The sequence below is a fragment of the Chryseobacterium cucumeris genome (assembly GCF_016775705.1).
In the GTDB taxonomy this organism is placed as follows: Bacteria; Bacteroidota; Bacteroidia; order Flavobacteriales; family Weeksellaceae; genus Chryseobacterium; species Chryseobacterium cupriresistens.
This window is the reverse complement of sequence record NZ_CP068760.1, coordinates 1,281,028-1,293,493: the sequence shown is the minus strand read 5'-3', so window position 1 is coordinate 1,293,493 and position 12,466 is coordinate 1,281,028. Positions and strand designations below refer to the sequence as shown.

Sequence of the window (12,466 nt, the reverse complement as noted above, 5' to 3'; positions counted from 1 at the left end):
CACGAAAAGTTTCTGGCAGCTTATTATCTGTCACGTAACCAGAAAACAACTGAGGATCAGTTGAAATGGCTTGAAACTTCTTTAGAATTTGCTTTAAAAATTAATGATGACACTGTTAAAAGCGCGTTGCCTGCTCTTTATCAGAACATTGCTCAATGCTGGGAGAAGTCGGGAGATACAGAAATATCAAAAAAGAATGCTGAACTGGCATTACAGTTAAAAAACCATCCGTCCGATAAAGGACCTTTTTATCACGGAACAAAAGCAGATTTAAAAATTGGAGATTTACTGAAAGCAGGTGGAAGTTCCAATTATCAGTCTGACCTGAAAATGAATCATATCTATTTTACCGCTTTGGTAAACGGAGCAGGACTCGCTGCTGCATTAGCAAAAGGAGAGGGTACAGAACGTGTGTATATTGTAGAACCAACAGGAAATTTTGAGAATGATCCCAATGTTACCGATAAGAAATTTCCCGGAAATCCCACCCGCTCTTATCGTTCCGAAATGCCTTTGAAAATTATCGGAGAAGTGACAGATTGGACCAGACCAGCTCCTGAAGATCTTCAGAGATTCCGCGAAAAGCTGGAAAACCATAATGGGGAGATTATCAATTAGTCTCCGCATTTATTTTTGATGATCTTTAATATATTCCAAGATTTTATCAATAAGCATAGAGTTTCCACCTCCGTTATTTCGGAGATCAATAGCCCAATTTTTACTATTTCTTTTCTGATGCGGCAAATACTTTATCGGGCAACTTATTAAAATCATTCCTATTTCCAGATATACTTCTGAAATCCAGAAATGCCGATTTGTGATCAACAGTTTTGAATACATAAGGCTTTGCGATTACCGATATCAACCAGACAAGGGATCTTTGAACTTCATTTACGGTCTGTGGAAATATTTAGCATGAAAAATACCTACTTTATAGGTAATGTCTTATATTTTAGCAATAAAGTGTTTTAAATAAATTATCTTTACACTATTGGTAAAAATGATTGGTTTTGTGTAGAAATATTCTTACGGTTGGTTTTCTGTTTGCTTTTCTTTTGTTTTATTCTCAACAATACACGGTGCAGTTTTTCAATACAGATAACGGACTGCCTCAGAATAGTGTAAAAGATATTATAAAAGATAAATATGGTTTTATCTGGCTGACTACAGAAAACGGAATTGTAAGATATGACGGGCTTAATTTTTTTGTTCATAAAAAATTTCCACTCAATAGCCAGCGGTTTACCTATTTTTATGGTGATGCTGATAAGGACAGTATTTTTACGGCGGTAGATGATGGAAAAACGGTTTTAATCCATCAAAAAATTCCAAAAGTATTTAAAAACATAAAAAGATGTCCAACAATTATTGTTAGGGAGAATATCAACTATCATCTGTGTATTTCAAATTACAGCTACAGTCCGTCTCCGGGAGTCTATTTTTTTATGGACTTCAAAAAAGGAAGGTATTTTATCACACAGAATTCCTTTGTTTATGAAGATTTTCTTTCAAAATCACAGGTTAAACTTGACGTGAAGCCGCTTTTTAAAAATGATCCAAATGCCTTTACAATAGGAGATATTCTGTTTTATATTGATCGGAATGCTAAAAAAGTTAAAAAAATAGAAGAAGGGAAAATTACCGGTTCTTATGATCTGCCCATTGTAGCGGATGTCAGAAGCAAAATTTTCTGGAACAGAACCAATGGACAAGGATTTGTCCTGAATAATAATATCCTTTACAGATGCATCTACAATAGCGGAACGCTTAAATTATCAAAACTGATCCGGCTGGATCATATAGACGAAAGTAATCTGATGTGCATTTATTATGATGAAAAATATAAAAAACTTTACCTTGGAAGCAGTACAGACGGGCTCAAAATAGTGAGCTTAACAGATTTTACCTCTTCGAAAAAGAACATCCCAAAATCATCAGCTGTTTTTTATGCGATCCAGCCTTATAATGATTCGTGTGTAATTAATCCTGCAGGGGAAATCTACAACCGCTATGGATTGGTTAAAAGCAAAAACTTCGATAAAAGTATATCGTACTTTTTAAATTTTGACAGACAGGGCAATCTTGTAACCCGGAGAGAACAAACTCTTTTTGTATACAGTAAAAAGTCTGATTTTACAGATTTTCAAAGCATTTCCACCGGAGAAGACACTGTGAATGATTTCTTCTTTGCCAATGGGAAATATTACGTGCTGGCAGTGAAACAAAAAAAAGGAAATACCGAGTTCACAGGTACACTAAGCATTTATGAAAACTGGCCTTTTAAGTCATTAAAGAAAAAATACCTGTTTGCCAAAGAACCTACCAAAATGGTATTGACAGAAGCAGGAGATATTCTGGTTGGTACAATAAAAGGATTGTATAAAATATCCGTCAATCATAACAAAATCTATAGTTTAAACGGTAAAAATGAATTATCAGTTCGTGATATTGTACTTACTGCAGACGGAAATATATGGGTAACCACTCTTGGAAAAGGTTTTTATCTTTTAAGAAACAACCGTCTTATAAAGCTGCCGGGTGATTCTGAAGGCAATCTTTTGTCACCGCATACCCTGATGGAAGATCCTAATGGTTACTTCTGGATTCCAACCAATAATGGCTTGTATAAAATAAGAGAAAGCATGCTTTTAAAATACCTGCAAAACAGGAATTTTAAATTGAACTATTACAGATATTCAAAAGAAGCCGGCTTTAGTACCAACGAGTTTAATGGAGGAAGTAATATCAATAGCAACAAATTGAAAAACGGAGATTTTGTTTTGCCTTCATTAAGCGGACTGGTATTTTTTAACCCGCTGAAAGTTAAAAGTTATTATCCCGCAGCGATGTATATAGAAAGAGTCCTCGTTGATGATAAAGAAAGATTGTTTACAAATATTCTGAAACTGAGTCAGGAGAACAGACAGGTTGAACTGTTTATCGATGTCCCTTACTATGCAAACCCTGATAATATTGTCATTGAAGCAAAACTGGATGACGATGGCATCAATAAATGGCTGTCTGTAGGAAAAGACCGGAAATTTTTACTCAATAATCTTGGCCATGGCACCCATTTTCTTATCGTAAGGATGCTCGTTTCTGATAAGCAGGAATACGTTTTCAAAAAAATTAAAATTATCATTCCTCCCTTTTTTTATCAGACATTATGGTTTAAACTACTGATTGTTTTTATCTTTCTTCTTTTACTGTATGTATCCGTAAGATGGAGGACGAGCTTTCATAAAAAGAAAAACCGTGAGCTGGAAGAAATTATCCGCCTAAGAACCAAAACTCTTTCAGAAACTGTAGAAAATCTGGAAATCACTCAGATAAAGCTGGGAAAAGAAATTGAACAGCAGAAAAAGCTCATCGGAACAATTACCCATGATATTACCACACCATTGAAATTTATTGCTTTAACCAGCAAAGAAGCCTTGGACTATGATGAAAAGAATGCATACCGTACTGAAAGAATTCTTAATTCTATTTACAAATCATCTAACCAGCTGTACAATTTTACAAAAACACTGAAAGAGTATGCTGATATTTATAATGAATACAGGACTGATGAAACAGAGCTGTATTCTTTCTATGATCTGGTGCAGGAAAAGAAAATCCTTTTTGATGAGATTGCAGCCAATCACAACACGACAATTGTTAATAATGTAGATGAAAAATTAATGGTGAAAATCAGTAAAAATATTCTTGCTGTGATTATTCATAATTTAATGGATAATTCTGTAAAATATACAAGAAACGGAACGATTACAATCATCGGGGCAGATGAGCCGGAAACTGTTATTCTGGAAATTACAGATACAGGAATCGGAATGGACGACCATAAAATTGAATATTATACCAAACTTCAGGAGAATATTGAAAATGAAAAGCTGCTATTGCAGAAATATGGTATGGGACTTCATCTCATCCTGCAGCTGCTCCAGATGCTGGAAAGTAAAATTATAATCAGAAGAAACGAGAACAAAGGCACTTCTTTCCAATTAATTATAAAAAAATCGAAAAAATGATTAAAAAGATCCTTATAGCAGATGATCATGATATTGTATTAACAGGAACCGCTATCATTTTAGAAGCACGCATTCCTGATGTACTGATAGATACCGCTTCAGATTATCCTGAAGCCCTCGATAAAATTTCCAGACAGAAATTTGATCTGCTTATTCTGGATATTAATATGCCTGAAAGCAGAAACAAAAAAATGATCTCAGAAATCAAACAGCTTGATCCTGCTTTGAAAATACTTGTTTTTTCGGCGTATGAAGAGGAAATAGCCATACAATATATCAAAGAAGGGGCAGATGGATACATTAATAAACTCAGTAAAGTAGATACAATTTCTGAAGCAGTCATGAAGATGTTTTCAGAAGGAAATTATTATCCTAATGGATTTGTCAATAAGCTATTGCAGCCGTCCGCACTGGATGCTGTAAAGAGTTTATCAGAAAGGGAATATGAAATTTTTATGCTCATGGTAAAAGGAAACGGAAACCTGGAAATTTCAAATGAGATGGATATTCAAATGTCTACAATTAGTACTTATAAAAAAAGAATCCATAAAAAACTGAAAACAAGTAATCTGGCTGATCTTATTAAACTGTATGAAGCTTACATGTCCTGATACTGAATTTTATGAATAAAACAATTTTTTGAGTGTAGAAAATTTTCTACAATTTGCTTAGTTTTTTTCTACGCTTGGTGATGTTTCTTGTAGAATTTATTCTGATACTTTTACATTATGTTAAACAATTGAGTTTATTAATGTAAATAAAATAATGATAAATGTTTAAAATTTCTACAAAACTAATCTTTGCAATGATAGCCTTAAGTCCGGCTATTGCTTTTGCCCAGGCAGGAAATGTTGGGGTCAACACAGTGAATCCAGGTTCTACTATGGATATTAACGGATCATTGGCAGCTAATTATAAAGCGGTTACTACAGCCACTTATAATTTAGTATTATCAGACTTTCATGTTTCATACAATGGGAGTTCAGATGCTGTATTTGGTTTACCACCTTCTGTCAGTGGGGTTGGAAACTTCAAAGGGAGGATTTACAGAATTAAAAACAATACAAATTTTAAGATCACAGTGAATGCTGTAGCTCCGGAAACAATTAACGGAAATGCCAGTATTTCAGTACCAGCCAATCAGAGTGTGGAACTCGTGAGCACGGGTCTCACCGGAACAAATTCTACATGGGAAAAAATGTCTGCAGGTGCTTTGGCAACTACTACTACAGCAAGTAACGGTCTTACTTTATTCGGTACAGATGTAAAATTAGGAGGAACACTTTCACAGCCGACAGATATTGCCACAGCAGGAAACAATTTAAGCATCAACGGTACAGGAAAAGTTCTAGTGGGAACCAATACAGTACCTGCAGGAGCAGCCAGTGCAAAAATTGTTATTGATAACGGAACTACCAATGGTGCCCTTCAGATCAAGGACGGCACCCAGCAGCTGGGGTATGTGCTGACCAGTGATGCTAACGGACTGGCTACATGGTCTTCCACTGTTACTACAGCATTTGCTGATAACTGGACATCTTACACTGGAACACTGGTTAATCCTTTTACCGGAAACTCAGGAGGAGATAACCTGCCAACAGGAATTTCTGTGAATATTCCTGCTAAAGGATGGTATTTTTTCCGTTCAGGAATTACAATAACTTCTACCTGTAATGATTACTGGTTTTACATTCCCGGGATAGGGGAAGTATGGAAAACATATTGTGGAACTGCCAGTCCCGATCCTATTAATTTTGTGCCAAGAGATCAAACCAGAGTATTATATTTTGCAGCCCCCGGTGTTTACCCTATAGTTGCTCATAAGACTAATCTTGTAGTTCCATCTGGGTTTAATGTTGGGAACCCTACTTTTTATCTGGATTTTGTAAAGTTCCAAAATTAAATTCCGGATAGTTATCAGACCAGAAAAGATTCTAAAAACATACTATGAAAACAAAAGCTGCGAGGTTAATTCTTTGCAGTTTTTGTTTACTTTTATTTCAAGCGGTAACATGATTTCTGATAAACAGAAATCATGTTACTGTAAAATTCTCAATATGACTGTACTCATAAAACCAGAGACGAATATATCATACATTTGGGATAAGTTTTTCATCATCCAATAATAGTTTCTAGCCTCTTTTTAGAGGCTTTTTTTCAAAAAAGAGGGTTCGTTGTATCAAAAAAACAGCCACAATGAAAATATTGTGGCTGCCTTTTTGAAATCAAATATCAACTATTATAAAGATCTGGAGCGGGCAATATTAATAAGGTACACAAGGTGTGCGTACATGCTTCGCTTTACAGACTCTACTTTTATATCTCCGGTGGCCTGATTGATGGTAGTAACCAAATCTGTATTACATTGACCCGCAAAATTTCCACTTCCTAAATAGTTCACTGTATTGGTACTTGGATAAGAGATTCTGGGATAGTCAGGTGCTGTCTGATTAGCCACAGCAGTTGCATTGGCAAACCCTTTATTATCAACATATCGGGCTGTCCATGTTCCTAGAAATTGTCCGTTTCCTGTATTAATTCCCTGCCCTACAATAATTTGAGTGTCAACAGGATTACTGAATCCCGCACAAGAAGAGTAATGGTTTACAGAAACGGTACAGGAAGAAGCATTGTCGCCAGGTTGGAAGCATTTTCCTTCGTATACAGTCGATCTTTGTTCACTGGAAGAGGTAGATGTGTTCAGTATAGCCTTTGGCGCAAAAATTTCTTCTGGAGAAATAAGCGTTAAAACTCCTTGTGCATCTGCCGCAACAATCTTTTTTTCAGCATTTGAAAGTCCTCTTACTCTTACCAGACCATTCACATCCAAAGTATGACTTGGAGTGGCGGTATTGATCCCAACCTGCGCTGTTGAACTTCCACAAATAGCAAGTGCTGCCAAAAATAATGTTTTTGTTTTCATGTTATTTTTTGAAAAAGGTTAAATTTTTCACTAAGGTAAGAAATATCTTTAAAACATACCGCAAATGATCTGCAATCTAGTATAAAGTAATTGTAAACGAATTTTGAACATATTACTATCCAATTTTAACCTTATATTTTTAATTAACTCAAATTTGTACAGTCTCTGTATGTTTGAAAAATATTTGTATTTTAGCCGAAATATGTTGTTTTTTAACAAACATATTGAACGCTGATTAAAATTCAGATAATTTGAATGAAAAAATTAGTAGATTTGCACGGAACAAAAAAATAATAAATATTAAGCATTCTCACTCAGCTGTACTTTTGGAAGGAAGCAGATGAGAATAACAGAATTTTAGGTTATAAAACTACTGAAACTATGAAGAAACTTTTTTTACTTTTATTAACGGCGTTTTTATTTATCGGTTGCAGCTCTGATGATGATACTATTTATGATTATGTAGGAACATGGTCTGGTTCTTATGAAGGAGCAGACAAAGGAGTTTGGAACTTTGTGGTAGATGAAAGTGGTAAAGTGGTAGGAACAATGCATTCTGATGTTAATAATGAAAACTACAGCATTACCGGAAATTTAAGTGAGACAGGAGATCTTAACGCCAGAGTGGGGCTCCCTTCACAAGGAGATTTCAAAGGAACGTTAACCACAGAAAAAAAAGGAAACGGAAACTGGTCCAACTCACTTCCAGCACCTGCTGTATCAGGAAGCTGGAAAGGAGAAAAGAAATAAAACAAGAAGTCTGCAGAATATACTGCAGACTTTTTTATTTAAACAAATCCCATATGGGTAATTTTATCATTTTCACCCTTTAATGCTATAAAATAGAGAAGACCATCCTCAGAAAAATACTTTTTAAAAGATGGATTATGTTGTGTGTTCCAGCTGATTATTTCTTCATTGCTTTCTATATTATAATTTTCAGAATCTAATTTCATCGTCATAATCACGGTATATTCTGATGTACAATGGTCATTTTTATACAGAACCTGATCTTCCATTCTTACACAATCTGAAACCTTCCTGACCGTTCCCCATTGAAAATCTCTCAGGAGTTTTCTTCCTTCTTCAGTCTTTAAGCCGTTTTCAACCGTTCTTTTTCCTCTTTCAGAAGTGTTATCTAAATCTTTGATAGCAGTCATCACCTTTGCAAATTTCTGGTAGAGTAGAGGATCACCTGTTTCTTTAACATATACTTCCAGACTTTTCCGGATCATTTTCCCCATTTTGGAACAGTGTCCGAATTCAGAACTGTTCTGTCTTACTTTCTCATAGGATGGATTCTTTTTAAACGCAGCTTTATTAAACCCGCTTTTCTTCCGAACCACATTTTTGCCATTCAGAGTATAAAATACCAGATCGCCTACTGCTCCTGTGATCTTGATTACACTTTCATAGGTTGCCATATCTTTAAAATAGAAATCAAATATACCAATAAATAATGAAAATCAAAATTTTAACATATATTTATAATATAGTTGTAGTATAGTTATACTATAATTAAATTATAAAATGTATATTTGTGGTAAATTTTGTTAATTAATTATAAATCAGAAGAATATGGGAGCGGAATTATTTCAACAAAAAATAAAAGTAAAGCAGTTGGTGGTTACCCTGGCAGCTGCTGTTTTTATGGTTTCCTGTGGATCCTCGAAAAGTGCTTCTGCGAGCAAAAAGTCAAATACAAAAGCCGTAGCGAAGGCTGAAAATCTCAGAAAACTGGATTCAAAATTTAATGGCAGTGTTTCCAGGTCCATCAATGATATTTTGAAAGATGCAGAAAAGTATATCGGAACACCATATAAATTTGGAGGAAATACTTCTTCAGGATTTGACTGTTCGGGATTTACGGTAAAAGTATTTGAAGAAAATAATTTTAATCTTCCCAGAAGATCTTCTGATCAGGCCGATGCCGGAAAGAATATTGATATCAAAGACGTAAAACCGGGTGATCTGTTGTTTTTTGCGACAGCCGGAGGAAGCAGAGTATCCCATGTGGGAATTGTTCATGATATTGGCCCTGATGGAGAAGTGAAATTCATTCATGCTTCTACCTCAAAAGGCGTAATCATTTCATCCCTGAATGAAAAATACTGGAATAAGGCCTATCTTCATGCTCAAAGAGTGTTGTAAATATTCTATCAATAGAAATGGGCTTTAGATTCTGTGTTAACTTCCAAATATTTTTTATACATTTATATTTATAAAAGCGACCTTGAGTTAGCTTGCGTAGGGTGAACGTCTTTGATTTTTACCCTACTTTCTTCAAAATCTATCTGGTAAAAAGTTTTATTTTTAAATAAAATATACATCAGTTCCAAGAGTTTTCTTTGTACAGCAACCAATCCCTTCATTTTAATTCCTGTTTTTTCTGTAATTCTTTGAAACAAATCCTGATGGTTTTTATGACCAAATGTTTTTGAAGAAAATTTTAAAGTTTTTTAAGTAACCTTAACCCTTCTCAAAACCTCAATCTCTATACTCCTGCGCTCCCTCTAATTGGGACTGCAAAGATACAAACTCTTTTTAAACTGACAACTTTTTTTACAAAAAGTTTTAAAGTTTTTTTTGTCTGTTTCTTTTTTGAAGTAATATCGTTCCTGCCTATCTAAAGGCGCTTCTGCGCTACTGTTCTACTCTCGTTTTCAGTGGGGCAAAGATAGTAACTTCCTGCAACGCAAAACAAGTTTATTTAACATAAATTTTACATTACGGTGATATTTGTTCCTAAAGGACTGGGTAGCAGGGGGAAAAATTTTAAACATTTGTTTGGAAGATCGGGGTGAGAGCGTGGGAGTGTGGGAGAGTTTGAGTGTTTAGGGGGAGAGAGGGATGATTCGGGGTGCGGGATGCGAGGATTTGGGGTAACTATGATCAAATAAGGTATATATTATATAGAGACCAAATTATATAAGAGAGCTGACTTTCTTCGACGAAGACTAAAGAGTATATTTATATATAATATAGAGCAATAAGATTTAACTCCTATACCTGTAATTAATTAAAATGCTTCGACTCTGCTCAGCATGACATGGCTAATACTAACTGTTAAAAAAAATCTTAGACATTATACTGTCATTTTACTTCTTTTAAGGCTCTTGTAAAGAAGTTGGGATTCCTCCGGAATGATACAAGGGAATAGGGATTGATACTCAATAACCAGTTTCCATAGAAATCTACAATCTGAAAATTCAATACCAATGTTCCTTTTCTACCTAAAAACCCGAAACTCGCAACTCAATAACCCGAACCTCATCACTCTTCATTCACGACTCCTACCCCTAGCCCTGATAGAAATGGTTACCCCGCAGCTTGCGTCGGAGGGTGGATGGGTTTTTGGTGTGGGGCCTTTTGGCTTCGCTCAGGGTGAGAGCGTTGGAGTGCGAGGGCGCGAGGAGTATGAATGGATAGCAGGAAATAGCTCCTAATAAAGTTCGAGAGTTGGAGGGTTGGAGTGTGGGCGGGTTTGAAGAAATAGCAACAAGTTTATACTATATATAAAATAAGCTTAATCAAACAATCTAAGCTGCTGGTCGCGGGTTCCCGTGAAGTTGGATGTTGAAAGCTTTGGAAATTCTTTGCCTTCAAAAAACTTCTTTCTGCCGATCTTAAAGGTGGTATGAATCATTTCTGCAATATTTCCCTCTCCTTTTTGTCTTTCAAAATATCTTTTATCTCCAAGTTTTCCACCCCGCATGGATCTGATGAGATTTAGAACTTTTTGTACCCTGTCCGGAAAATGAGCTTCAATCCAGTTAACAAAAACAGGTTCTACGGTATCATTTAAGCGTACCAAAGTATATCCGAAACCTAAAGCACCGGCATCCGAAATGGCTTTCAATATATTTAAAGGTTCATCACTATTGAGTCCCGGGATAATGGGCGCTACCATAACATGTACGGGAATATTGTTTTGGGAAAGGATTTCCACTGCTTTTAATTTATTTTTTGCAGAACTCGTTCTCGGCTCCATCTTTCGTCTCAATTCTTCGTTGATGGTTGGAATGCTTAGAGAAACTGACACTAGTTTTTGTTCTGCCATAGGTTTTAAAATATCAAGATCTCTTAACACAAGCGCATTTTTTGTCAGAATATTGACAGGATGTCTGTAATCAAGACATACCTGCAGTAATTTTCTGGTAATTTCAAATTGTCTTTCCGCCGGCTGATAGCAGTCGGTGTTTCCGGACAATAGAATCGGGGCAGCTTTGTATCCTCTTTTCTGAAAAAATTTCTCCAGCAACTCAGGGGCATTTTTCTTTACCATGATTTTTCTTTCAAAATCAACCCCGGCACTATAACCCCAGTATTCGTGGGTTGGCCTTGCAAAGCAGTAAGAACAGCCATGTTCGCATCCCTGATAAGGATTCATCGAATATTCCATTGGAAGGTCTTCACTTTTAACCTGATTGACAATGCTTTTGGGAAATACTTCCGTAAAAGAAGTCTTTACGGTTTCGAAATCTTCATCTTCTGGTTCATAGGTATACCTGTCGAAACGATTGACAACGTTTCGCTGAGCTCCCTGACCTTTTATGAAATTTTCGTTTTGCATTCCGGTGTAAAATTAGAATGGAATTTTTATAAAATAATGAGTTTTAACATTAAAGTTTTCCACAAAAAAATCCAACACTTTCAAAAGCGTTGGATTTAAACATAATTAAATATATTTTTTTACTACTTCAGCGCGAATAATTCTACTCCATGAGTTTCATCATCATTATTTTTTTCATCAAAGTGTCTGTGATAGTCCGAATAGGAATCACTATATTTTTTATCTTTTTTAGTCAAAATTTTTTTAATGCTTATTAAACTCAATACTGCCAAAAGACCAACTCCTCCTGCCAGTAAAACTCCAACTTCTTTTTTCATATTTTCTCTGATTTATTATTGATACCATTGCAAAAAGCATACCTATTTTATTTTTTTTAATTATAAATTTTGTTAACATTCAACTTTATTTTTAGGAAAATTACAATCTGCTATTTTTCTTATATTTAAGATAGCAATGGTTTAATTATTGTACTTAAAAATAAAAATATTATTATGGAAAATCCAGAAAACATTGACAGAATGACAACCTTGAGCCAAGTGATGAAAACGCTTTCTGAACGAGGAATACACAGAGAGTTCAGAATGAACGAAAAATGTGAAATGAAGTTTGAAAATTCTGAGAAAGTGTATCAACCCTCTGAACTGGTCATTTTAAAAACTTATCGCTTCGAGGGAGACAGCAATCCTGATGATAACGCCGTACTGTATGTAGTGAAGGACAATGCAGGAAATCGTGGGATGATTATAGATTCCTATGGTGCAGACAGCAATTATCCAGGTGAAGAATTTGATAAGTTTTTAAGAGATATCCCTATTCAGGAAAGTGATGAATTCAATTTTTAACAACTCAATCACATATTAATTTTTTAAACCATTAAGGTTGTTTTCAATTAAAAACTGTACAGTGGTTATGACTGGCAGCCAAAGGATCTGTCTTAATGGT

Annotated in this window: 11 protein-coding genes; 7 read left to right on the top strand and 4 right to left on the bottom strand. The window is 35.2% G+C overall.

Annotation, left to right across the window (positions count from 1 at the left end):
- Positions 1–204 precede the first annotated feature (204 nt).
- The 4 genes from arr to JNG87_RS05790 all read left to right on the top strand — a co-directional run bounded on the left by arr (position 205) and on the right by JNG87_RS05790 (position 5,931).
- Complete coding sequence (gene arr / locus JNG87_RS21775) at positions 205–618, top strand: NAD(+)--rifampin ADP-ribosyltransferase (protein ID WP_343641094.1); 414 nt, start codon at positions 205–207, stop codon at positions 616–618.
- Positions 619–1,010: 392 nt separating this feature from the next.
- Positions 1,011–4,028: a sensor histidine kinase gene (locus JNG87_RS05800; protein WP_238349678.1), complete on the top strand. Its 3,018-nt coding sequence runs from the start codon at positions 1,011–1,013 to the stop codon at positions 4,026–4,028.
- Positions 4,025–4,639, top strand: coding sequence for a response regulator transcription factor (locus JNG87_RS05795; RefSeq protein WP_110008794.1), 615 nt, complete (start codon positions 4,025–4,027; stop codon positions 4,637–4,639). The genes JNG87_RS05800 and JNG87_RS05795 overlap by 4 nt, the downstream gene beginning before the upstream one ends.
- Before the next feature lie 161 nt (positions 4,640–4,800).
- Positions 4,801–5,931: a hypothetical protein gene (locus JNG87_RS05790; RefSeq protein WP_202842361.1), complete on the top strand. Its 1,131-nt coding sequence runs from the start codon at positions 4,801–4,803 to the stop codon at positions 5,929–5,931.
- A 336-nt stretch (positions 5,932–6,267) separates the two neighbouring features.
- On the opposite strand, the gene JNG87_RS05785 is transcribed toward JNG87_RS05790, so the two are convergent.
- Positions 6,268–6,951, bottom strand: a complete 684-nt coding sequence (locus JNG87_RS05785; RefSeq protein WP_062669796.1) for a hypothetical protein — start codon at positions 6,949–6,951, stop codon at positions 6,268–6,270.
- Positions 6,952–7,332: 381 nt separating this feature from the next.
- Here JNG87_RS05785 and JNG87_RS05780 point away from each other — a divergent pair, with 381 nt between their 5' ends.
- Positions 7,333–7,701, top strand: coding sequence for a hypothetical protein (locus JNG87_RS05780; RefSeq protein WP_202842359.1), 369 nt, complete (start codon positions 7,333–7,335; stop codon positions 7,699–7,701).
- 38 nt (positions 7,702–7,739) lie between these two features.
- Here JNG87_RS05780 and JNG87_RS05775 read toward each other — a convergent pair whose 3' ends face one another.
- A complete protein-coding gene (locus tag JNG87_RS05775) occupies positions 7,740–8,375 on the bottom strand; it encodes a hypothetical protein (protein ID WP_202842357.1) in 636 nt (211 codons plus the stop codon).
- A 154-nt stretch (positions 8,376–8,529) separates the two neighbouring features.
- On the opposite strand from JNG87_RS05775, the gene JNG87_RS05770 reads away from it, so the two are divergent.
- The gene (locus JNG87_RS05770; RefSeq protein ID WP_062669794.1) at positions 8,530–9,102 is read left to right on the top strand and encodes a C40 family peptidase; all 573 of its coding nucleotides are present in this window, start codon (positions 8,530–8,532) and stop codon (positions 9,100–9,102) included.
- 1,375 nt (positions 9,103–10,477) lie between these two features.
- On the opposite strand, the gene JNG87_RS05765 is transcribed toward JNG87_RS05770, so the two are convergent.
- Both JNG87_RS05765 and JNG87_RS05760 read right to left on the bottom strand, forming a co-directional pair.
- Positions 10,478–11,524: a PA0069 family radical SAM protein gene (locus JNG87_RS05765; RefSeq protein WP_202842355.1), complete on the bottom strand. Its 1,047-nt coding sequence runs from the start codon at positions 11,522–11,524 to the stop codon at positions 10,478–10,480.
- A gap of 122 nt (positions 11,525–11,646) precedes the next feature.
- Positions 11,647–11,841, bottom strand: coding sequence for a hypothetical protein (locus tag JNG87_RS05760; protein ID WP_047426218.1), 195 nt, complete (start codon positions 11,839–11,841; stop codon positions 11,647–11,649).
- A 174-nt stretch (positions 11,842–12,015) separates the two neighbouring features.
- Here JNG87_RS05760 and JNG87_RS05755 point away from each other — a divergent pair, with 174 nt between their 5' ends.
- Positions 12,016–12,366, top strand: coding sequence for a hypothetical protein (locus tag JNG87_RS05755; protein ID WP_110011835.1), 351 nt, complete (start codon positions 12,016–12,018; stop codon positions 12,364–12,366).
- Positions 12,367–12,466: the final 100 nt, after the last annotated feature.